Source organism: Longispora fulva, from assembly GCF_015751905.1.
Classification (GTDB): Bacteria; Actinomycetota; Actinomycetes; order Mycobacteriales; family Micromonosporaceae; genus Longispora; species Longispora fulva.
Genome location: NZ_JADOUF010000001.1, coordinates 5,346,664 through 5,367,583, shown reverse-complemented (window position 1 = coordinate 5,367,583; position 20,920 = coordinate 5,346,664). Strand labels below are relative to the sequence as shown.

Below are 20,920 nucleotides of genomic sequence, written 5' to 3'. Positions count from 1 at the left end.
CAGTGGAGGTCGGTCATGGGTGAGTTCGTCAAGCTGGAGACCGGTAAGAGTGGCATCGCGGTGATCCGTCTGGATCGGCCGAAGATGAACGCGCTGAACATGCAGGTCCAGGAGGAGCTGCGCGCGGCCGCCCACGAGGCCACCGCGCGCGACGACGTCCGGGCCGTCATCGTCTACGGCGGCGAGAAGGTCTTCGCGGCCGGCGCGGACATCAAGGAGATGGCCGACATGGGGTACGTGGCGATGAGCGCCCGCGCCCGCGACCTGTCCAGCGCGTTCGACGCCGTGGCCCGGATCCCCAAGCCCGTGGTCGCCGCGATCACCGGGTACGCGCTGGGCGGCGGCTGCGAGCTGGCCCTGGCGTGTGACTGGCGGGTGGCGGCCGACGACGCGAAGCTCGGCCAGCCGGAGATCCTGCTGGGCATCATCCCCGGGGCCGGCGGCACCCAGCGGCTCGCCCGGCTCGTCGGGCCGGCGCGCGCCAAGGACCTGATCTTCTCGGGCCGGATGGTGGACGCCGAGGAGGCGTACCGGATCGGGCTCGTCGACCGGGTCGTACCGGCCGCCGACGTGTTCACGGCGGCCAACGAGCTGGTGGAGAAGTTCGCAGAGGGGCCGGCGCAGGCGCTGAAGGCCGCCAAGCAGGCCATCGACGGCGGTCTCGACGTGGACCTCGCCACGGGCCTGGCCTGGGAGAGCCAGCTGTTCGCCGGGCTGTTCGCCACGGACGACAAGACGGAGGGCATGGCCGCGTTCGTCGAGAAGCGTGCCGCGAAGTTCACCGGGCGGTAGTTTTCGGGGGCTGACACCCTATCTACTCCCCGGTAAGGTTCGGGGATGACTGAGACGATCGGGGGCCACGGCGGCGATCTCGCCCTGGCGGCTCTGCGCGGCTTCGGCGTCAACGAGCTGTTCACGTTGTCCGGCGGACACATCTTTCCGTTGTACGACGCGGCTCGGCGCGCCGGCCTGCGCATCCTCGACGTCCGGCACGAACAGTCCGCGGTGTTCGCCGCCGAGGCCGTCGCCAAGCTCCAGCGCCGCCCGGCGTGCGCGGCGCTGACGGCCGGCCCCGGCGTCACCAACGGGGTCTCGGCGGTCACCACCGCCCAGTTCAACGGCTCGCCGGTCCTGGTGTTCGGCGGCAGGGCCCCGTCGTGGCGCTGGGGCGCCGGCAGCCTGCAGGAGCTCGACCACGTGCCCCTGCTGGCCCCGGTCACCAAGCACGCCGCGACGGTGCTGGACACCGAGGACATCGTCGGCGACGTGTACGGGGCGGCGATGGCGGCCATCACCGGCCACAAGGGACCGGCGTTCCTGGACTTCCCGCTCGAGGTGCTCTACGGCCACCCCGAGGCCCCCGTCGTCCTGCCCCGGATGTTCGCGCCCCCGGTCGTCGAGGCCGACCCGGACGACGTCGCCCGGGCCGCGGCGCTGCTGGCCGGCGCGGAACGACCGGCGATCATCGCCGGGTCCGACGTGTACACCGGGGACGCGGTCGGCGCCCTGCGCGCCGCGGCGGAAAACCTGCGGGTGCCGGTCTACACCAACGGGATGGGACGGGGCTCGCTGCCGCCGGAGCACGAGCTGGCGTTCTCCAAGAGCCGGCGGGCAGCGTTGTCCGACGCGGACGTCGTCGCCGTCGTCGGCACGGCCCTGGACTTCCGGCTCAACTTCGGCGACTTCGGCGCGGCCACCCTCGTGCACATCGTCGACGACCCGGCGCAGCGCGCCACGCACATCGAGCCCGAGGTGTCCCCGGCCGGCGACCTGCGCGCGGTGCTCACGGCGCTGGCCGACTACGCGGGCCACCGCGCCGACCACGACGACTGGATCGAGCAGCTCCGCGAGATCGAGGACTCCGCCCGCGAGGACGACCAGGTGGCCCTCGAGGCCGACGGCGACCTGATCAGGCCCAGCCGGGTGTACGGGGAACTGCGCAAGGTGCTCGCCCGCGACGCCGTGACCATCGGCGACGGCGGCGACTTCGTGTCCTACGCCGGCCGCTACCTCGAACCGGCCACCCCCGGGTGCTGGCTGGACCCGGGGCCATACGGCTGCCTGGGCACCGGGATGGGGTACGCGATGGGGGCGCGGTACACCTACCCCGACCGGCAGATCTGTGTGCTGATGGGCGACGGGGCCGCCGGGTTCTCACTGATGGACGTCGAATCGTTGGTCCGGCAGAATCTCCCTGTGGTCATCGTCGTCGGCAACAACGGCATCTGGGGGCTGGAGAAGCACCCGATGCACCAGCTCTACGGCTACGACGTGGCCGCTGATCTCCAGCCGGGCCTGCGCTACGACGACGTGGTGCGCGGCCTGGGCGGGGCGGGGGAGACCGTGGCGAAGGCCGGGGACCTGTCCGGCGCGCTGAACCGGGCGTTCGCGTCCGGGGTGCCGTACCTGGTCAACGTGCTGACCGACCCGGCGGACGCGTACCCGCGGTCGTCGAATCTGGCGTGACATGGAGGTTTTCACGACGGTGGACGGCTGCCTGCGGTACTGGCACGTCGGGCTGCGGTGGCGCGGACTGTCCTGGATCGTGACCGCCAGGTCCCGTGCGGAGCGGTACGAGGGCGGGCCGGCCGGCTGGCGCGCGTCCCGGGATCTGATGGCGCTGACCAGGACCGAGATCGAGACGGCGGGGCGGCCTCTGTCGCTGCGCGCGGTGCATCAAGTGGATGAAGTGGTCTAGACCACTACTTTTATCAACACCTCACCCTGCTGAGCAGTGGCTTTGGTCACCGCTCAGCCGACTGTCGCCACCCGGGCCCGCAGGGTTCGAGCGGCACTCACGTCGTGTTCACCTCTCAGACATCCATGCTGCCCACTCTGACGGGGCATTGATTCCAGGCTTAGGAGCAAGCAGTGAAGCGTGTTCTAGTGGTGAGCGTGGCCGCCATGGTGGCGGTTGCGGGCCTCGCCGGTTGTGGCTCGTCGTCGAAGGCCAAGGAGAAGGCGGCTGCGACGACCAGTGCCGCCGAGGCGAAGAGCGCGGCCGACCTGGGCGGCATGGACGCGCTCATCGCGGCTGCCAAGAAGGAGGGGCAGCTCAACGTCATCACGCTGCCCCACGACTGGGCGAACTACGGCGAGATCCTCAAGGCGTTCTCGGACAAGTACGGGATCAAGCTCGACGAGGCCAACCCGGACGGTTCCTCCTCCGACGAGATCAACGCCGTCAAGAGCCTCAAGGGCCAGGACCGTGCCCCCGACGTGCTGGACCTCGGTAGCGCCTTCGCGCTGTCCGGCGCCAAGGAGGACCTGTTCGCCCCCTACAAGGTCGCCAAGTGGGACGAGATCCCGGCGAACCAGAAGGACGCCGACGGCAAGGCCTACAACGACTACGGCGGCTTCGTCTCCATCGGCTGTGACGCCAAGAAGATCGCGGTCTGCCCGACCTCGTTCGCTGACCTGCTGAAGCCGGAGTACAAGGGCAAGGTCGCCCTGAACGGCAACCCGACCAAGTCCGGCTCGGCCTTCGCCGGCGTGTACGCCGCGGCCCTGGCCAACGGCGGCAGCTTCGACAACATCCAGCCGGGCATCGACTGGTTCGCCAAGCTCAAGCAGGCCGGCAACTTCCTGCCCGTCGAGTCGACCCCGGCCACGATCGAGAAGGGCGAGACCCCGATCTCGATCGACTGGGACTACCTGAACGCCGGGTACGCCGACAAGTTCAAGGACAAGGGCATCGACTGGAAGGTCGCGGTGCCGTCGGACGGCAAGTACGCGAACTACTACAACCAGGCGATCAGCAAGTCCGCCCCGCACCCGGCCGCCGCGCGCCTGTGGGAGGAGTTCCTCTACTCCGACGAGGGCCAGAACCTGTGGCTGAAGGGCTACGCCCGCCCGGTCCGGCTGCCGAAGATGACGGCCGCCAACACCGCGAAGGCCGACCTGGTCGCCAAGCTGCCGAAGGTCGAGGGCGACGTTAAGTTCCCGACCCCGGACCAGATCACGGCCGTGAAGAAGGTGCTCGCCGACAACTGGGCGAAGGCGATCACCTCTTGAGCAAGTGGTTCGCGCTCGTCCCCTTCGTAGTGCTCGTCGGGATCGGTCTGGTCGCTCCTGTCGCCGTGTTGGCGACCGGGGCGACCAGCCTCGGCGACACCGTCGGTGGGGCATACGGCATCGCCCTGGCCGGCAGCCTCAAGCTGTCCCTGGTCACGGCGGTGCTCGGTGCCGTTCTCGGCACGCTCATCGCCCAGGCGGTGGTGAAGAGCAAGCCCGGGGTGCTCCGCAAGGTGGTCACCACGGCGTCGGGGGTGCTCGCCAACTTCGGCGGCGTGCCGCTGGCCTTCGCGTTCATGGCCACGATCGGCAACGCGGGCATCGTGACCAAGGTGCTCGGGCTCGCCGACACCGGGTTCTCGCTGTACAACATGGTCGGACTGTCCGTGGTCTACCTCTACTTCCTGGTACCCCTCATGGTGTTGGTCGTTCTTCCCGCCCTGGACGCGGTCAAGCCGCAGTGGGGCGAGGCCGCGGCCAGCCTCGGCGGCTCGCGCTGGCACTACTGGCGGCACATCGGCGCCCCGGTGCTGGCCCCGCCCGTCGGCGCGGGCGCGCTGCTGCTGTTCTGCGGGGCGTTCAGCGCCTACGCGACCGCGGCGGCCCTGGTCGGCGGCTCCGTGCCCCTGATCACCCTGCAGATCGCCGACGTGCTCAGCGGCAACGTGCTGGTCGGCGGCGAGGGGATCGGCGCGGCCCTGGCCCTCGACATGCTGATCATCGTCGGCGTGATGATGATCGGGTACTGGCTCCTGCAGCGTCGGACGTCGAGGTGGCTGCGGTGAACGGCATGATGATCGGCCTGAGTCCCAGTTCCTGCACCGACCGGACGTCGAGGTGGCTGCGGTGATCCGCCGGTTCGCTCTCCTCCTCGTCGGGCTGTACTTCATCGTCCCCCTCGTGGCCTCCTTCGCGTTCACCGTCCAGGACGGCACGAACGTCTACGGCGAGATCGTCTCCGCCGACGGGTTCACCGACGCGCTCCGCCGCTCGATGACCCTGGCCGTGCTCACGGTCCTCGTCGTCCTGATCGTCGTCATCCCGGCCCTGCTCGTCGTGCACCTCAAGCTGCCGAGGCTGCGCCCACTGGTGGAGAACCTGTCCCTCCTCCCGCTGGCCGTGCCGCCGATCGCGCTCGTGGTGGGCGTCCGCAGCCTGCTGGGCATGGGCCCGGAGGAACTGGCCGGCACCCCGGTCGGCGACTTCCTGGTGTCCATCCAGGACCCGGAACTGCCGTGGGTGCTCGTCATCGTGTACGCCGTCCTGGCCCTCCCGTTCGCCTACCGCAGCCTTGACGCGGGCGTGCGGGGCGGCGACCTGCGCACCCTGGTCGACGCGGCCCGGGGCCTGGGCGCCTCGTGGGCGACCGTCCTCGGTCGGGTCGTTCTGCCGCAGTTGCGGTCCGGGCTGCTCGGCGCGGCGTTCCTCACCCTGGCCCTGGTGCTCGGCGAGTTCACCGTGGCCAGCGTCCTGCTGTTCGAGACCATCCCGGTCTGGCTGGTCAAGATCGGCGGCTCGGACGGCAAGCTCTCCGTCGCGGTCAGCCTCGCCAGCCTGGTGTTCACCTGGCTGCTGCTGCTGTCCGTCTCCGCACTGGACCGAAAAGAGAAGAAGGCATGACCGCCGTAACCATGAGCGGTTTGCGCCGCAGCTTCGGGGACGTCGCCGCGCTCGACGGGCTTGACCTGGCCATCGCGCCCGGCGAACTGGTCGCGCTCCTCGGGCCGTCCGGCTGCGGCAAGACCACGGCCCTGCGCGTCCTCGCCGGCTTCGAGACCGTCGACTCCGGATCGGTGCTGGTCGGCGATGCCGACATCACCCGGGTACCGGCCGCGAAGCGGGACATGGGCATGGTGTTCCAGGCGTTCAGCCTGTTCCCCAACCTCAACGCGCTGGAGAACGTCGCCTTCGGGCTGCGGGTCCGCAAGGTGGCCCCGGCCGCCCGGCGCGCGAAGGCCACCGAGCTGCTCGAACTCGTCGGCCTCGGCGACAAGGCGAAGGCGTTCCCGCACCAGTTGTCCGGCGGGCAGCAGCAGCGGGTCGCCCTGGCCCGCGCCCTGGCCATCGAGCCCCGGGTGCTGCTCCTCGACGAGCCGCTGTCCGCCCTCGACGCGCAGGTCCGCACCCAGCTGCGCGACGAGATCCGCCGGATCCAGCAGCGGCTGGGCACCACGACCCTGTTCGTCACCCACGACCAGAGCGAGGCGCTGTCGATCGCCGACCGGGTCGCCGTCCTGCGCGCCGGCAAGGTCGAGCAGCTCGCCAGCCCCGACGAGCTCTACCACCGGCCGGCCACGGCGTTCGTGGCCGAGTTCGTGGGCACCACCAACCGGCTGCCCGCGCGCCGGGTGTCCCCGGCGGCCGTCGAGGTGTTCGGCTCGACCCGGGACCTCGCCGGCGACGGCGACACGGAGATCCTGGTCCGGCCCGAGGCGTTGACCGTCGTCGCCGACGAGACCGGTGAGGTGCTGATCGCGGCCCGGACGTTCCACGGCGCCCTGACCCGGCTGGCGTTGACGCTGCCCGGCGGCCAGGAGATCGTCGCGGACGTGCCCAGCCCGCTGGCCGGTGGGCTGGTGCCCGGGGTCAGGGTGCGGGTGGCGCTGCTGGCCGACGTGCCGATGCTGGCCGCCTGACCGGATCCGCGCGGGAGGTGTCGCCTCCCGCGCGGCGGGTCGGGGCCGCCTGGCCCGGAGTTCCGCTAATCCGGTGGCGGGGGCCGTGCGGGGCGTGCTTGGGTGCGGGGGATGACTGACATGTTGACGGCGTTCGACGCCGAGATGCGGGGCCACGAGCCCGATGACCTGCCCGTCGGGGCGATCTGCGAGAAGGACGGCCCGATCTGGCGGGTGTCGGCGCTGCCGGGGGGCGGCTTCATCGGGTACCACCGCGACCTCGGCGGACTCGACGGCGCCGACCTCGACGCGTTCATCGCCCGGCAGCGGGACTTCTTCGCCGCCCGGGGCGAACGGTTCGAGTGGAAGACCTACGCCCACGACCTGCCGGCCGACCTGCCCGACCGGCTGCTCGCCGCCGGCTTCGAGGCGGAGGACCCCGAGACGGTGGTCGTCGGCCGGGTCGGACCCCTGGCCGTCGAGTGCGACCCGCCGGCCGGCGTGACCCTGCGCGAGGTGACCTCGCCCGCCGACCTGGCCCGGATCGTCACCATGGAGGAGGCGGTCTGGGGCGTCGACCGCGGCGACCTGGTCGAGGGCCTGCTCGGTGAGATCGCCGCGAACCCTGCCGGGCTGACCATCGTCGTCGCCGAGGCCGACGGGGTCGTCGTGTCGGCGGCGTGGATCCGGTTCGGGGCGCGCAGCTTCGCCTCGCTGTGGGGCGGGGCCACCCTGACGGAGTGGCGGCGCAAGGGGATCTACCGGGCGCTCGTCGCGTACCGGGCCCGGTTGGCCCTCGGCCGCGGGTACGAGTATCTCCAGGTCGACGCCTCCGAGGACTCCCGGCCGATCCTGGAGCGGCTCGGGCTGACTGCTGTGACGAGGACGACGCCCTACATCTGGCGGCCGTAGCCTTCCGTGGCCGAGCCGGGAGCCGCCGGCCTGCTGCCGTTGAGGTATAGAGGGTTGCGCATGTCCACTAGCTTGGGGGCATGGCGGATGAGGTAAGGGCGGACGTGCCGGAGCTCGTCCGGCTGGCCTCGGCGTTCGACGCCGCGGCCACCGGACTGGCCGACGCGCTGCATGCCGCTCAACCGGCCATGGCCGTGCCGGTCGGGGCCTTCGGGAACAGCCGGGGTGGCCGTGACCTGGCCGGATCCTGGGCCGTGGTGGCCGAGGAGGCCGCAGCGCCGGTCGACCAGCTCTGCCAGGCGCTGGAGTCCGACTACGACAGGTTGCTGCTGGTCGCGGCGGCCTACCAGCGGGCGGACGAGGACGCCGCAGGGCGGATGGCGACCCGGCAGGGGCCCCGGTGAGCGAGGTCGAGACCGTCTCCAACATCTGGCGGCTCGGGGCGGACCCGGCCCGGCTGCGGTCCGCCGCCGCCGTACTGCGCGCGTTCGGCACCAGCGCGCACGCCGCGGCCGAGGGCGTCCACGCGGCCACGGCCCGGGTGTTCGCCGCCGAGTGGGCGGGGACCACCGCCGACACCTACGACGCGCACCGCCGGCGGATCACGGCGGACGTCGAGGCGGTGGGCGGCCACTTCGGCACGGCGGCCGACGCCCTGGACGCGGCGGCCTGCGCGCTCGGCACCGCGCAGCACGCGTTGGACGACAGCCGGGCGCGGCTCGCGGCGCGGGTCGGCGCGACGTTCGCCGACGACCTGGTCACCCTGACGATCGGGGACCGGTCCCAGACGGAGGTGGTGATCGCCGAGATCCAGGCCGCCAGCGACATCCGCACCGACCTGGACGTGACGCTGTCCAGCCAACTGATCGCGCTGGAGCGGCTGCGGGGTCCGCTGCGCGCGATCGACGACATGTGGGCGGGCTCCGCCGAGCCGTTCGCGCTGGGGGCCGAGCCGGCCGACCCGGTGTTCCTCCTGGTGGACGGCACCCTGATCGTGAACACCGGCCCCGGCGACGACACGGTGTCCGTGCGGGTCGACCCGGCGACCGGTGCGCGGTTCCTCGTGGTCGACGGCGTCGAACACCAGATCTTCGGGGGTACGGACCTGGTGATCCGCGCCGGCGGGGGCCGGGACGACATCAGCGTGCCCCGCGGTACCCGGCTGCGGGTGACCCTGCTCGGCGGCGACGGCGACGACGTCCTGCACGGTGGCGACGACGGCGCGCGGCTGCTCGGCGGCCCCGGCGACGACCGGGTGTACGGCGGGGCCGGCGCCGACCGGATCTCCGCCGGCTCGGGCGACGACTACGTGGACGCCGGGTCCGGCGACGACACGGTCACCGGCGGCTCGGGCGACGACGTGCTCTACGGCATGGCCGGCGCCGACGACGTGCACGGCCAGTCCGGCGCCGACTACCTGGAGGGCGCGTCCGGCGACGACCGGCTCGATGGCGGCGCGGGCCGGGATGTGCTGTCCGGCGGCGACGGCGACGACGCCCTGCGCGGCGGCTCGGACGACGACACGCTCTACGGCGGCCGGGGCGCCGACTCCGGATCCGGTGGCACGGGCTCCGATGTGGTGTTCCGCCAGTCCGGTGACCGGGTCGACGCGGAGCGGACCGTGACCGTCGAGATCAAGGGGCGTCCGGGCGACACGATCAGGGTGGAGGGTTCGCCGGAGTTCGTGGCCCGGGTGCGGGCCGACCTGGACATGCTCGCCGGCTCGCCCGGTGGCCGGGAGATGCTCGACGCGGTGGACCGAGCGCACGACGGCACGAGGGCGATAGCCGCGGACTGGCCGGTTCTCGGCGGCCTCGCGTACCAGGGTGACGAGTTGACGATCCGCGAGACCACCGACCCCAACGGGTACGCCCGGCACCGGTCACTGTGGAACGGCGGCCAGGCGTACCGGATCAGCTACAACCCGGCCGACAACGGCGCCGGACAGGGCGGCCGGCCGGTCACGGTGTTGTTCCACGAGCTGGCGCACGTCTACGACTTCTCGCACCACACGTCGGCGCCGGGGGAGTACGACGGGCCGGACAACCCGGGCGCGCCGAACGACGAGCGGGAGGCGGTCGGGTTGCCCGTCGACCACGACGGCGACCCGGAGACCCCGGACCAGTCGTACCCGGGGCATCCCGACGACCTCACCGAGAACGGGCTCCGCCGCGAGCTGGGCCTCCCGGAGCGGACCCACTACTGACGCGCCGCCCTCGGGCTAAACGGGTGGCCGGGCCGGTCGCGGCCCGTTAGCCTCCGGCGCATGACGTTGAGGGTGACGAGGTTCGATGGCGAGTACGCCGCGCTCGCCGCGTGGACAGGCGATCCGGTCGCGGAGCTGCGCGCCCAGATCGAGGAGTACCACAGCGAGGAGCGCGACACCTGGCTCGCCTGGGACGGCGACGACGTCGTCGGGATCCTGAACCCGTGGCTGCGCCCCGACGGCCGGCACACGTTGTACTTCGGCCCGACCCGCCCCGACGCCCACGCCCCGTTGGCGGCCACGGTCCCCGGCGAGGTGTACGTGACGGCCGCGGCCGACGACGCCCCGCTGTTCGAGGGGCTGGGGTTCGTGGCGGAGCGGCGCGAGCAGCGCTACCTGGTGCCGGTGTCGGAGTTCGACGCCCCGGTGCCGGCCGGCGTCACCCTGGTCAGCGCTGCGGCGGTCGGTATCGAGCTGATGGCGCTGGACTGCGCGCTGCGCGAGGACGTGCCGGGCTCGGAGGGCTGGCAACCGGATCCGGTGTGGTTCCGCGAGGAGACCTGGGACTCCCCGTTCTTCGACCCGGAGACCTACCTGGTCGCCGTGGCTGACGGGGACCTCGTCGGCCTCGTGCGGGTCTGGAACGGGCCGCGCCCGGTGCCCCGGCTCGGCATGGTCGGCGTGCTTCCCGGGTATCGGAGGGAGGGTCTGGCGAAGGCCCTGGTCGGCGCGGCCTTCCGAGCACTGCGCGCCCGGGGCGTGCCTGAGGTCGCCTGTGAGGTCGACGCCACCAACACCGGCTCGAACGCCCTGTTCACGGGGCTCGGCGGCCGGGTGGTCGGCGTCGACGTGGAACTGCGCCGGCCGGTCTAGTTCGTCGGCGGGATCGTGAACATGTCCCGCAGCCGGTCGCGCAGGCACTCCTCGCGGAGCTTGCCGCACGTGCACAGATGATCGTCGGGGGGCGGTTGCGGGTGGTGCTCCTCGGTGGGTTCGGGCGCGACGTTCGGCTGTTTTGTCATCGCTGGACACCTCCTGGGCTCAAGACGTGCGCGGAGGAGGGATGTGACGCCACTATCGTGTAGTTTGCGTCACCCACATCATGCCTGGCCGAACTGCCTGGCAGAGTGAGATCCACAAGACATCTACTAGACTGCTAGCTACTGGCTAGTAACATGGGCGGTGGCCAAGCACACAGCGGCGCGGGTTGACCCGAATCGCTCTGCGCGACAGGCTCACGTCATACCGGAGCTTAACGCTCGTTCAGCAGGAGGTCGTGTCCGGCGATGAAGATTGTCGTACTTGTGAAGCAGGTGCCGGATTCCGGCTCCGAGCGCAATTTGCGCGCTGACGACGCCACCGTCGACCGCGCGTCGGCGAGCAACGTCATCAACGAGATGGATGAATACGCCATCGAAGAGGCGCTGAAGATCGCCGAGGCGAACGGTGGGTCCGACGTGACCCTCCTGACGATGGGCCCCGACAGCGCCACCGAGGCCATCCGCAAGGCCCTGTCCATGGGCCCGGACGCCGCGGTGCACGTTGTGGACGACGCGCTGCACGGCTCGTGCGCGCTCGGCACGTCGAAGGTGCTTGCCGCCGCCCTGAAGACCCTGGAGTTCGACCTGGTCATCTGCGGCGCGGAGTCGACCGACGGTCGTACCCAGCTCATGCCGCACATGCTCGCCGAGCGGCTCGGGATCCCGGCCCTGACCGGGGCCCGCAAGCTCACGGTCGACGCCGCGAAGGGCGTGGTCCTGACCGCCGAGCGCCAGACCGACGAGGGGTACGAGGTCGTCCAGGCCGCCGGCCCGGCCATCGTCAGCGTCTGGGACACGATCAACGAGCCGCGGTACCCGTCGTTCAAGGGCATCATGGCCGCCAAGAAGAAGCCCGTGACCACCCTGTCGCTGGCGGACCTGGGCATCGGGGCCGACGAGGTCGGTCTGGCCGGCGCGACGAGCAAGGTGCTGTCGAGCACCAAGCGGCCCGCGCGCACGGGCGGCACCAAGGTCGAGGACTCCGGCAACGGTGGCGTCGACCTGGTGACGTACCTGACCGCCGAGAAGTTCGTCTGAGCCGGGGAGAAGGAAAAAGATGACTGAGGTACTCGTCGTCGTCGACGGCTCGGCCGCGACCGGCGTCAAGAAGGTCACCCTCGAGCTGCTGACGCTCGCCCGCACCCTGGGCGCCCCGTCGGCCGTCGTGCTCGGCGCGCCCGGCACGGCCGAGGCGCTGGCCGCCAAGCTCGCCGAGTACGGCGCGGAGAAGGTCTACGTCGCCGAGAGCGCCGAGATCGACGGCCACCTGGTGGCCCCGAAGGCCACGGTCCTCGCCCGCCTCGTCGGCGAGGTCAACCCGGCCGCCGTGCTGATCGGCTCGACCCAGGAGGGCAAGGAGATCGCCGCCCGCCTCGCGGTCAAGCTGGACAACGGCATCCTCACCGACGTGGTCGGCCTGGCCGCCGACGGCACCGCCCAGCAGGTGGTGTTCGCCGGTTCGACGATCGTGGACTCCCAGGTGACGAAGGGTCTGCCGCTGGTCACCCTGCGGCCGAACTCGCTCACCCCTTCGGCGGCTCCGGCTGCCGGCACGCTGACCCCGGTGGACGTGACGGTCGACGCGAGCGCCCTGGGCGCCAAGGTGCTGGAGCGCAAGATCGAGGCCAAGGGTTCCCGCCCGGAGCTCACCGAGGCGTCGATCGTCGTCTCCGGTGGCCGGGGCGTGGGCTCCGCGGAGAACTTCAAGGTCGTCGAGGACTTCGCCGACCTGCTCGGCGCGGCCGTCGGCGCCTCGCGCGCCGCGACCGACTCGGGCTTCTACCCGCACGCCTTCCAGGTGGGCCAGACCGGCAAGACGGTCTCCCCGCAGCTGTACATCGCGCTGGGCATCTCCGGCGCGATCCAGCACCGAGCCGGCATGCAGACCTCGAAGACCATCGTGGCCGTGAACAAGGACACCGAGGCCCCGATCTTCGAGCTCGCCGACTTCGGCATCGTGGGCGACCTGCACAAGGTCGTCCCGCAGGCCGGCGAGGAGATCCGCAAGCGCCGCTCGTAGTGGACACGTGAAGGCGGGGCCGTCCTGGGGGGCGGCCCCGCCTTTATCGCGTTTCGTCCGGGGGCGGACTGCGGTAGGGATGGGGCATGGACCTTCCCGACGGCGGTACCCCGATCAGTCATGAGGAATGCGAAGAGCGTTGGCGCGGCTGGACCCCGGCGGAGGTGACCGCCCGCCTCGCCGGGGTGACTGCGCCCTGGTACGTGGCCGCCGGTTGGGCGCTGGACCTGTTCCGGGGCGAGGTGACCCGCGAACACGAGGACCTGGAGATCGCGGTGCCGCGCGGCTCCTTCCCCGAGATCCACGCGGCCCTGCCCGGCTATGCCTGGGAGATCCCCGGCGACGGCAGGCTCTTCGACTACGAGGCGCTCGCCGGGCACCAGGAGCTGCACCAGACCTGGTTGAGCGATCCCGACACGGGGCTGTTCCACCTGGACGTGTTCCGGGAACCGCACGACGGAGAGCGCTGGGTGTGCCGGCGGGATCTGGCGATCACGCTGCCGTACCCGGAGATCATCGTTGTGAGCGGCGACGGGATCCCCTACCTGATCCCCGAGCTGGTGCTGCTCTTCAAGGCCCGCGACGTCCGGGACAAAGATCAAAAAGACTTCGACGGGGTACTGCCGCTGCTCGGCCCCGACCGCCGCGCCCGGCTCGCCGGCTGGCTCGACCGGGTGCACCCGGAGCATGCCTGGCTGCCCCGGTTGTGAACCGCAACGGCGATCTCACCCGTCTGTAGCGCGCCGGAAACACTTTGCCCGCATTGTGAAGACATGAGCGAGCGCAGCGAGCGAATCAGAAGCTCAGGAGCCCGGGCGCGCGCGCCCATCGAGCGCAGCGAGGTGGGCGGGTGAGCTTGTGGCGGATCCGAACTGAAGTCGATGACCGGCCCGGCCGGCTCGCGGCCCTGTCCCGCGCGCTCGCCGACGTCGGCGGCAACATCCTGACCCTGACCGTGCAGGTGGACGCCGCCGGCGTCGTCGACGAGTTCATCGTCGAGACCCCGCCGGGCGTGGCCGGGGAAGCCGTCGGCACCGCGCTGCGGATCGCCGGCGGCCGGGGCGTCGTCACCGTGCCCGCCACCCGCCGCGACCTGGTCGACGAGCCGACCAGGGCCCTGCTGCTCGCCGGCCGGATCGGCGCCGAACAGCGCAACCTGCCGGACCTGCTGATGGAACTCCTCCGCGCAGACGCGGCCCGCTGGCTCGCCGACGGCGAGGACGCCGACCTGGTCGTCCCCATCGGGCCCGCCCGGCACGTCGGACTCACCCGGCGGCTGCCGTTCACCCTCACCGAGGCGGCCAGGGCCGAGGCGTTCGTCCGGCTGCTGCTGCTCGACGGCACGGCCTCGCGGGAGACCGTTTCCCTCGCCGACGGCACCCGGCTGCCCGTCCGGCTGCTGCACCCCGACGATCTGACCGAGGTGCAGGCCCTGCACCGGCGGTGCACGGCGGAGACCCGGCGCGCCCGGTACTTCGTCGCCCGCCGGCAACTCACCGGCCACATGTGGCGGGCGTTCTGCGACCCGGCGTGGGGGGCCACGTACCTGGTGCAGGCCGGGCAGCGGGCCGTGGCGCTGGCGCACCTGGCGTACACGCCGGAGCCCGGGGTCGCCGAGCTCGCGGTGCTGGTCGAGGACGGCTGGCAGGAGCGCGGCCTGGGCCGCTCGCTCGTCGGGATGCTCGTCGCCGACGCCCGCGACCGTGGCCTCGCGGAACTCCGCGCGAGTCTGCTCGCCGACAACGTCAGGATGCGCCGGATCCTCGTGGCGCACGGCGCGACACTCGCGTACGGCGGCTCCGTGGTCGAGGCCAGAATGGGACTCGCGCGGGGGAGGGCCGCCGCCCGCTAGGCTGGGCGGCAATGGTTTATCTCGATCACGCCGCGACCTCCCCCATGCTGCCGGAGGTCCTGGAGGCGTATGTCGCCGCGGCCACGGCCGGGGGCAACGCCTCCTCGCTGCACTGTTCCGGCCGAAAGGCCCGCAGGCTGGTCGAGGAGTCCCGCGAACGGGTCGCCGCCGTGCTCGGCGCCCGGCCCGGCGAGGTCGTGTTCACCGCCGGGGGCACCGAGAGCGACAATCTCGCCGTCAAGGGCATCTACTGGGCCCGACGTGACCACGGTCACACCCGGGTGCTCGCCAGTGCCGTCGAACACAAGGCCGTCATCGACGCCGTCGAGTGGCTCGAACGGCACGAGGGCGCCGAGGTCACCTGGCTGGAGGTCGACGAGCTGGGCCGGGTACACCCCGAGGCCCTCGAGGCCGCCCTCGGCCCGGACGTGGCGCTCGCCACGGTGATGTGGGCCAACAACGAGGTCGGCACCGTGCAGCCCGTCGCGGCACTGGCCGCGGCGGCCCGGGCCGCCGGCGTGCCCCTGCACACCGACGCCGTGCAGGCCGTCGGGCAGCTGCCCGTCGACTTCACCGCCAGCGGCGCGGCGGCGCTCACCCTCACCGGCCACAAGCTCGGCGGCCCCACCGGGGTCGGCGCGCTCCTTCTCGACCGCGACGCCGAGTGCACCGCGCTGCTGCACGGCGGCGGCCAGGAACGCGACGTGCGCTCCGGCACCCTCGACGTCGCCGGCATCGTGGCGTTCGCCAAGGCCGTCGAGCTGGCCGGGGCCCGCCGGGAGATCTTCGCCGCCGAGCTGGCCGTGCTGCGCGACGAGATGATCGACCGGATCCGCGACGCCGTGCCGTGCGCCGTGCTCAACGGCGACCCGGTCGACCGGCTGCCCGCCAACGTGCACTTCTCGTTCCCCGGCTGCGAGGGCGACGCCCTCCTGATGCTGCTCGACGCCCAGGGCATCGAGTGTTCCACCGGCTCGGCGTGCTCGGCCGGTGTGGCCCAGCCCTCACACGTGCTGATGGCGATGGGGGCCGACAGCGGCCGGGCCCGGTCGTCGCTGCGGTTCTCCCTCGGGCACGGTTCCGTGAAAACGGACATCGACGCCCTGGTGGCGGCGTTGCCGACGGCTGTGGAACGGGCGCGGCGGGCGGGGAAGATCCGCCGGTGACCCGTGCCGCCGTGGTCCGGCCGGCCGGTCGGGACCGCCGGGTAACCTGAACGTCATGCGTGTTCTGGCTGCGATGTCCGGCGGGGTCGACTCGGCGGTCGCCGCCGCCCTGGCGGTCGAGGCCGGCCACGACGTGACCGGCGTACACCTGGCCCTGGCGAAGAACCCGCAGACCTTCCGGTCCGGGGCCCGGGGCTGCTGCACCCTGGAGGACTCCCGCGACGCTGCTCGTGCCGCCGACGTGATCGGCATCCCGTTCTACGTGTGGGACATGGTCGAGGAGTTCCAGGAGGACGTCGTCGACGACTTCGTGGCCGAGTACGCCGCGGGGCGCACGCCCAACCCGTGCCTGCGGTGCAACGAGAAGATCAAATTTCACGCGGTGCTGGAGCGGGCCCTCGCCCTCGGCTTCGACGCCGTCGTCACCGGCCACCACGCCCGGCTGGGCGACGACGGGCTGCTGCGGCGCTCCGTCGACCTCGGCAAGGACCAGTCCTACGTCCTCGCCGTCCTCAACCGGCACCAGCTCGACCGGTCGGTGTTCCCGCTCGGGCCGCACACCAAGACCGACGTCCGGGCCCTCGCCGCGACCCGCGACCTCGCCGTCGCCGACAAGCCCGACAGCCACGACATCTGCTTCATCGCCGACGGGGACACCCGCGGTTTCCTGGCCGCCCGGCTGGGCTCCGCGCCCGGCGACATCGTCGACTCGCTGACCGGCGAGGTGGTCGGCGCGCACGACGGGGCGTACGCGTACACCGTCGGGCAGCGCAAGGGCCTGTCCATCGGCCGGCCGGCGCCGGACGGCAAGCCCCGCTACGTGCTGTCCATCACCCCGGTCACCAACACGGTCACCGTCGGGCCGCGCTCGGCCCTGGAGGTGCGCACCGTCCTCGCCGACCGGGCCGTGTGGCACGCGCCGGTCCAGGGGCCGTTCGAGGTGCAGCTCCGCGCGCACGGCGAGGTCTACCCTGCGACTGTGACCACAGACGGCTCGACCCTCACAGCAGTGCTCGCCCATCCCGCCACCGGCGTCGCCGCCGGCCAGGCGATCGTGGTCTACCGGCCGGACCCGGCCGGCGACGTCGTGCTCGGCTCGGCGACGATCACGGGCGCCCGGTGACCTCCGCGACCCCCCGCCCGACCCACTGGTCCGCCGACGCGCGACCAGACCACAAGACCGAAGACCGCGACGGGTACCGGGACGCCCACGGCTTCCCCGGGCCGGACGCGCCGGACACCTCGGGCGCGCCGGCCGCAGCCGGGCTGCCCTGGGCGGCCGGGTCCGCCACCGGCATCGGGTCGCACCCCGGCACGGCCATGGCCGACGCGCTCGGCGTCGCCTTCGAGCTGCCTCTGCCCTACCTTCCCGAACTCCCGGCGCGCGGCCCCGGCGCCGACATGCTGGGCCGGACCATGGGCCTGCTCGTGGACATGCCCGTCGAGCTTTACGCGGCCCGGTGGCAGCTCACCGGCCGCCCCGGCAAGGACGCCCGGCGCACCGCCGACCTGTGGGCCCGCGACCTCGACGCGCTGACCGTGGCCGCCGACGGGTACGCCGGCCCGCTGAAGCTCCAGGCCGCCGGCCCGTGGACCCTCGCAGCGAGCCTCCAACTGCCCGTGGGCGGGGCGGTGCTCCGCGACCGGGGCGCTGTCCGGGACCTGGTCGACTCGCTCACCGAGGGGCTGCGCCAGCACGTGGCGGCCGTGTCCGCGCGGGTACCGGGGGCCGACGTGCTCCTGCAACTCGACGAGCCGTCGCTCCCGGCGGTGCTGGCCGGCCACATCGGCACCGAATCGGGGCTGGGGGTCTTCGCCGCCGTGCCCAGGCCGGACGCGACCGAGGCGCTGGCCAGGCTCATGGCCGGGGTCGGCGTGCCGGTCGTCGTGCACTGCTGCGCGCCGGACGTGCCCGTCGGGCTGATCCGGGCCGCCGGGGCGGTCGGGGTCGCGCTGGACCTGTCGCTGCTCGGGGACATCGACCCGATGGGCGAGGCGCTCGACGACGGCTTCGGCCTGCTCGCCGGCGTGGCACCGGCGCTCGGCCGGGCGTCGGCCAAGGTCGCGGCCGACCGGATCGAGGACCTGTGGAACAAGCTGGGCCTGCGCCCGGCGGATCTGCCGGGGCAGGTGGTGGTGACGCCGGTGTGCGGGTTGGCGGGGAGTAAGCCGGAGGTGGCGGACGCGACGCTGCGGGCGTGCGCCGAGGCCGGCCGGCGGCTGCTGGAACGGTAGGGGCGACCCGCGGCTTGTGTTCGGGCGCGGAGGGACGGGTGGCTGACGCCGGTCGGGAGTGCCCCGCCGAGCGGGTGGTGCCGGGGGAGGTGTCGCCGTAACCGTCCGCACTGGGTTTTAGGGGACCCAGCCGGTCTCGTGGTAGCGGCGGACCTGCCACCAGGTCTTCTCGTCGCACACCCCGGTCTGCCGGGTGAACGCCGTGTTGTGCACCCGGAAGAACCCCGACAGGTCCAACCAGCTGTCCCTGCCCTCGTCGCCGCCCCAGTCCCCGGGCGGCAGCGCGACGTACCGCGGCCCCCGGCCCTGGTCCTGGCTCGTGATCTTCAGGACGTCCGCCCGGTCCCGGTGGGTCCGCAGCACCAGGCACGGGCGCAGCTCTCCGCCCTCGCCGTCGGCGAAGGGGACCTCGGCCCACCAGATCTCGCCGGGCTGCGGGCCCTCCTGCCACTGTGGTCCTGGCGGGCGGTCGTGCAGGTCGGGGGTGTTCTGGACCTCTCCGGTCCAGTGTGGTGGGGCCGAGGGCCGCCGACGCCGTTGGTTCATGCCGACGACCAGAACGGTCGCCAACCCGGCGAGGAGCAGACAGAGCACCGCAGCCGCGCCGGGGTAGAGGTTGGACATGCGTACCTCCTGGGGTTTTCCCACTGTATGCCGGCGGGGCCAGGCCCGGAAGTGTCGTACGGGCCGACTAGCCTGGCGAAAAGAACCAGGGAGGTTGGGTTGACGTCTGAGCAGGCGGCGCGCGAGCGGCACAAGATTCTTGCCGAAGAGATCAATGATCATCGGTATCGGTACTACGTGCTGAACACCACCGTGATCACCGACGGCGAGTTCGACGTCCTCCTCCGCGAGCTCGAGGGGCTGGAGGAGCTGTTCCCCGAGTTGCGCACCCCCGACTCGCCGACCCAGCAGGTCGCGGGGTCCTACACGACGGAGTTCACGCCCGTCGAGCACGCGGAGCGGCTGCTCAGCCTGGACAACGCGTTCGACGACGAGGAGCTCGCCACCTGGGCGGCCCGGGTCGAGCGCGACGCCGGCGGCCCGGTCTCCTACCTGTGCGAGCTGAAGATCGACGGCCTGGCCGTCAACCTCACCTACGAGCACGGGCGGCTGACCCGGGCCGCGACTCGCGGCGACGGCCGGGTCGGCGAGGACATCACGCCCAACGTGCGCACGATCGCCGGCATCCCCGACCAGCTCACCGGTGACGCTCCGGCCCTGGTGGAGATCCGGGGCGAGGTGTATTTCCCGAGCGAGCAGTTCGCCGACCTCAACGCGCAGCTCGTCGAGCAGGGCAAGGTGCCGTATGCCAACCCGCGCAACACCGCCGCCGGTTCGCTGCGGCAGAAGGACCCGCGGATCACGGCGTCCCGCCAGCTCCGGATGATCGTGCACGGCATCGGCGCGCGGGAGGGCTTCACGCCGACCCGCCAGTCGGAGGCGTACGAGCAGCTGAAGGCGTGGGGGATGCCCACCTCGGAGCGGTGGAGGGTCGTCGAGGGCCTGGCGGCCGTCCGCGAGTTCATCGCCCACTACGGCGAGCACCGCCACGACGTCGAGCACGAGATCGACGGCGTCGTCGTCAAGGTGGACGAGGTCGACGTGCAGGGCAGGCTCGGCTCGACCAGCCGGGCGCCCCGGTGGGCCATCGCGTGGAAGTATCCGCCGGAGGAGGTCAACACCAAGCTCCTCGACATCTTCGCCCAGGTGGGCCGGACCGGCCGGGTCACGCCCCGGGCCAGGATGACTCCGGTCCTGGTCGCAGGCTCGGAGGTGGAGTTCGCCACCCTGCACAACGCGCAGGAGGTGGCCCGTAAGGGCGTGCTGATCGGCGACACGGTGGTGCTGCGCAAGGCCGGCGACGTGATCCCCGAGATCCTCGGGCCGGTGGTCGAGTTGCGCGACGGCTCCGAGCGCCCCTTCGTGATGCCGACCGAGTGCCCCGAGTGCGGCACCGAGTTGGCGCCAGCGAAGGAGGGCGACGTCGACATCCGGTGCCCGAACACCCGGGCGTGCCCGGGCCAGCTCCGCGAGCGGCTGGACTACCTGTCCGGCCGCAAGGCGCTGGACATCGAGGTGCTGGGACTCAAGGCCGTCGTGGCTCTGCTGGACTCGGGCGTGCTGGTCAACGAGGGCGACCTGTTCGGCCTCACCGAGGACAAGCTGCTGACCTGCCCGTTCTTCGTGAACTCCAGCGGTAAGCGGGCAGGTCAGCTCGGCACCAACGCGACGAAGCTGCTCGCCAACCTGGAGGAGGTCAAGGAGCGTCCTCTGTGGCGGATCTTGGTCGCCCTCTCCATCCGGCACGTCGGCCCGACCGCCTCCCAGGCGCTCGCCCGCGAGTTCCGCGACATCGACCGGATCGCCGCCGCCGAGCAGGGCGAACTGGCAGCAGTTGACGGCGTCGGGCCGCGGATCGCAGAGAGCCTGGTGGAGTGGTTCGCCGTCGACTGGCACCGCGAGATCGTCGAGAAGTGGCGGGCGGCCGGAGTCCGGCTGGCCGAGGAGGGCAGCGACGAGGGCCCCCGACCGCTCGACGGCGTCACAGTCGTCGTGACCGGCACCCTGGAGGGCTTCTCCCGGGACGCGGCCACCGAGGCCATCCAGGCCCAGGGCGGCAAGGTCACCGGTTCGGTGTCCAAGAAGACCGGCTTCGTGGTGGTCGGGGAGAATCCGGGCAGCAAGTACGACAAGGCGGTGGCCGCCAAGGTGCCGATCCTGGACTCGGACGGTCTCCGGGTGCTCCTCGCCGACGGACCGGACGCCGCTCGCGACGTCGCCCAGATCGGCGAGCCCGGTGGGGAGTCCGGCGACGAATCCGGCGGCGGGCCGGACGAAGGCGCCGAGTGAGCGGTCG

General features: G+C 72.2%; 21 protein-coding genes. 19 read left to right on the top strand and 2 right to left on the bottom strand.

The window, feature by feature from the left end:
- The first annotated feature begins 15 nt into the window (after nt 1-15).
- The 11 genes from IW245_RS24100 to IW245_RS24050 all read left to right on the top strand — a co-directional run bounded on the left by IW245_RS24100 (nt 16) and on the right by IW245_RS24050 (nt 10,620).
- Nucleotides 16-792 carry an enoyl-CoA hydratase/isomerase family protein gene (locus IW245_RS24100; protein WP_197005442.1) on the top strand — a complete coding sequence of 259 codons (777 nt, stop codon included), beginning with the start codon at nt 16-18 and terminating at the stop codon, nt 790-792.
- 45 nt (nt 793-837) lie between these two features.
- Nucleotides 838-2,466, top strand: a complete 1,629-nt coding sequence (locus tag IW245_RS24095) for an acetolactate synthase (RefSeq protein WP_197005441.1) — start codon at nt 838-840, stop codon at nt 2,464-2,466.
- A gap of 1 nt (nt 2,467) precedes the next feature.
- Nucleotides 2,468-2,698, top strand: coding sequence for a hypothetical protein (locus tag IW245_RS24090; protein ID WP_197005440.1), 231 nt, complete (start codon nt 2,468-2,470; stop codon nt 2,696-2,698).
- A 173-nt stretch (nt 2,699-2,871) separates the two neighbouring features.
- Complete coding sequence (locus IW245_RS24085) at nt 2,872-4,014, top strand: ABC transporter substrate-binding protein (RefSeq protein WP_197005439.1); 1,143 nt, start codon at nt 2,872-2,874, stop codon at nt 4,012-4,014.
- A complete protein-coding gene (locus IW245_RS24080) occupies nt 4,011-4,799 on the top strand; it encodes an ABC transporter permease (RefSeq protein WP_197005438.1) in 789 nt (262 codons plus the stop codon). Before IW245_RS24085 ends, IW245_RS24080 begins: the two co-directional genes overlap by 4 nt.
- A 61-nt stretch (nt 4,800-4,860) precedes the next feature.
- Nucleotides 4,861-5,634 (top strand): ABC transporter permease, encoded by a 774-nt coding sequence (locus IW245_RS24075; RefSeq protein WP_197005437.1) that lies wholly within the window; start codon nt 4,861-4,863, stop codon nt 5,632-5,634.
- Entirely contained in the window at nt 5,631-6,650 is a 1,020-nt protein-coding gene (locus tag IW245_RS24070) for an ABC transporter ATP-binding protein (protein ID WP_197005436.1), read from the top strand. Before IW245_RS24075 ends, IW245_RS24070 begins: the two co-directional genes overlap by 4 nt.
- Nucleotides 6,651-6,761: 111 nt before the next feature.
- Complete coding sequence (locus IW245_RS24065; RefSeq protein WP_197005435.1) at nt 6,762-7,541, top strand: GNAT family N-acetyltransferase; 780 nt, start codon at nt 6,762-6,764, stop codon at nt 7,539-7,541.
- A gap of 80 nt (nt 7,542-7,621) precedes the next feature.
- Entirely contained in the window at nt 7,622-7,945 is a 324-nt protein-coding gene (locus IW245_RS24060) for a hypothetical protein (RefSeq protein WP_197005434.1), read from the top strand.
- Complete coding sequence (locus tag IW245_RS41750; RefSeq protein WP_197005433.1) at nt 7,942-9,747, top strand: M91 family zinc metallopeptidase; 1,806 nt, start codon at nt 7,942-7,944, stop codon at nt 9,745-9,747. Before IW245_RS24060 ends, IW245_RS41750 begins: the two co-directional genes overlap by 4 nt.
- Nucleotides 9,748-9,807: 60 nt before the next feature.
- Nucleotides 9,808-10,620 (top strand): GNAT family N-acetyltransferase, encoded by an 813-nt coding sequence (locus tag IW245_RS24050; protein WP_197005432.1) that lies wholly within the window; start codon nt 9,808-9,810, stop codon nt 10,618-10,620.
- On the opposite strand, the gene IW245_RS24045 is transcribed toward IW245_RS24050, so the two are convergent.
- The gene (locus IW245_RS24045; RefSeq protein WP_197005431.1) at nt 10,617-10,769 is read right to left on the bottom strand and encodes a hypothetical protein; all 153 of its coding nucleotides are present in this window, start codon (nt 10,767-10,769) and stop codon (nt 10,617-10,619) included. The genes IW245_RS24050 and IW245_RS24045 overlap by 4 nt on opposite strands.
- 264 nt (nt 10,770-11,033) lie before the next feature.
- Here IW245_RS24045 and IW245_RS24040 point away from each other — a divergent pair, with 264 nt between their 5' ends.
- The 7 genes from IW245_RS24040 (at nt 11,034) to IW245_RS24010 (ending at nt 18,060) form a co-directional block, all read left to right on the top strand.
- Nucleotides 11,034-11,825: an electron transfer flavoprotein subunit beta/FixA family protein gene (locus IW245_RS24040; RefSeq protein ID WP_197005430.1), complete on the top strand. Its 792-nt coding sequence runs from the start codon at nt 11,034-11,036 to the stop codon at nt 11,823-11,825.
- 19 nt (nt 11,826-11,844) lie between these two features.
- Nucleotides 11,845-12,807 carry an electron transfer flavoprotein subunit alpha/FixB family protein gene (locus IW245_RS24035; RefSeq protein ID WP_197005429.1) on the top strand — a complete coding sequence of 321 codons (963 nt, stop codon included), beginning with the start codon at nt 11,845-11,847 and terminating at the stop codon, nt 12,805-12,807.
- An 86-nt stretch (nt 12,808-12,893) separates the two neighbouring features.
- On the top strand, nt 12,894-13,517 hold the full coding sequence (locus tag IW245_RS24030) for a nucleotidyltransferase domain-containing protein (protein ID WP_197005428.1): 624 nt from the start codon (nt 12,894-12,896) through the stop codon (nt 13,515-13,517).
- A 140-nt stretch (nt 13,518-13,657) separates the two neighbouring features.
- Entirely contained in the window at nt 13,658-14,659 is a 1,002-nt protein-coding gene (locus IW245_RS24025) for a GNAT family N-acetyltransferase (protein WP_197005427.1), read from the top strand.
- Between the two features lie 11 nt (nt 14,660-14,670).
- Nucleotides 14,671-15,825: a cysteine desulfurase family protein gene (locus IW245_RS24020; RefSeq protein ID WP_197005426.1), complete on the top strand. Its 1,155-nt coding sequence runs from the start codon at nt 14,671-14,673 to the stop codon at nt 15,823-15,825.
- Between the two features lie 55 nt (nt 15,826-15,880).
- Nucleotides 15,881-16,948, top strand: coding sequence for a tRNA 2-thiouridine(34) synthase MnmA (gene mnmA, locus IW245_RS24015; protein ID WP_197005425.1), 1,068 nt, complete (start codon nt 15,881-15,883; stop codon nt 16,946-16,948).
- Between the two features lie 143 nt (nt 16,949-17,091).
- Entirely contained in the window at nt 17,092-18,060 is a 969-nt protein-coding gene (locus IW245_RS24010) for a uroporphyrinogen decarboxylase/cobalamine-independent methonine synthase family protein (protein ID WP_197008650.1), read from the top strand.
- Between the two features lie 117 nt (nt 18,061-18,177).
- Here the strand turns inward: IW245_RS24010 and IW245_RS24005 are convergent, their stop codons facing one another.
- Entirely contained in the window at nt 18,178-18,684 is a 507-nt protein-coding gene (locus IW245_RS24005) for a type II toxin-antitoxin system PemK/MazF family toxin (protein ID WP_197005424.1), read from the bottom strand.
- Nucleotides 18,685-18,711: 27 nt separating this feature from the next.
- Here IW245_RS24005 and ligA point away from each other — a divergent pair, with 27 nt between their 5' ends.
- Nucleotides 18,712-20,913, top strand: a complete 2,202-nt coding sequence (ligA, locus tag IW245_RS24000; protein WP_197005423.1) for an NAD-dependent DNA ligase LigA — start codon at nt 18,712-18,714, stop codon at nt 20,911-20,913.
- The last annotated feature ends 7 nt before the right edge of the window (nt 20,914-20,920 follow it).

What these genes read in the sequence shown, in the direction of transcription:
- IW245_RS24100 (WP_197005442.1), top strand. Translation starts at nt 16, where the DNA reads ATGGGTGAGTTCGTCAAGCTGGAGACCGGTAAGAGTGGCATCGCGGTG.
- IW245_RS24095 (WP_197005441.1), top strand. Translation starts at nt 838, where the DNA reads ATGACTGAGACGATCGGGGGCCACGGCGGCGATCTCGCCCTGGCGGCT.
- IW245_RS24090 (WP_197005440.1), top strand. Translation starts at nt 2,468, where the DNA reads ATGGAGGTTTTCACGACGGTGGACGGCTGCCTGCGGTACTGGCACGTC.
- IW245_RS24070 (WP_197005436.1), top strand. Translation starts at nt 5,631, where the DNA reads ATGACCGCCGTAACCATGAGCGGTTTGCGCCGCAGCTTCGGGGACGTC.
- IW245_RS24065 (WP_197005435.1), top strand. Translation starts at nt 6,762, where the DNA reads ATGACTGACATGTTGACGGCGTTCGACGCCGAGATGCGGGGCCACGAG.
- IW245_RS24060 (WP_197005434.1), top strand. Translation starts at nt 7,622, where the DNA reads ATGGCGGATGAGGTAAGGGCGGACGTGCCGGAGCTCGTCCGGCTGGCC.
- IW245_RS24050 (WP_197005432.1), top strand. Translation starts at nt 9,808, where the DNA reads ATGACGTTGAGGGTGACGAGGTTCGATGGCGAGTACGCCGCGCTCGCC.
- IW245_RS24045 (WP_197005431.1), bottom strand. Translation starts at nt 10,769, where the DNA reads ATGACAAAACAGCCGAACGTCGCGCCCGAACCCACCGAGGAGCACCAC.
- IW245_RS24040 (WP_197005430.1), top strand. Translation starts at nt 11,034, where the DNA reads ATGAAGATTGTCGTACTTGTGAAGCAGGTGCCGGATTCCGGCTCCGAG.
- IW245_RS24035 (WP_197005429.1), top strand. Translation starts at nt 11,845, where the DNA reads ATGACTGAGGTACTCGTCGTCGTCGACGGCTCGGCCGCGACCGGCGTC.
- IW245_RS24030 (WP_197005428.1), top strand. Translation starts at nt 12,894, where the DNA reads ATGGACCTTCCCGACGGCGGTACCCCGATCAGTCATGAGGAATGCGAA.
- IW245_RS24020 (WP_197005426.1), top strand. Translation starts at nt 14,671, where the DNA reads ATGGTTTATCTCGATCACGCCGCGACCTCCCCCATGCTGCCGGAGGTC.
- mnmA (WP_197005425.1), top strand. Translation starts at nt 15,881, where the DNA reads ATGCGTGTTCTGGCTGCGATGTCCGGCGGGGTCGACTCGGCGGTCGCC.
- IW245_RS24005 (WP_197005424.1), bottom strand. Translation starts at nt 18,684, where the DNA reads ATGTCCAACCTCTACCCCGGCGCGGCTGCGGTGCTCTGTCTGCTCCTC.
- ligA (WP_197005423.1), top strand. Translation starts at nt 18,712, where the DNA reads ATGCCGGCGGGGCCAGGCCCGGAAGTGTCGTACGGGCCGACTAGCCTG.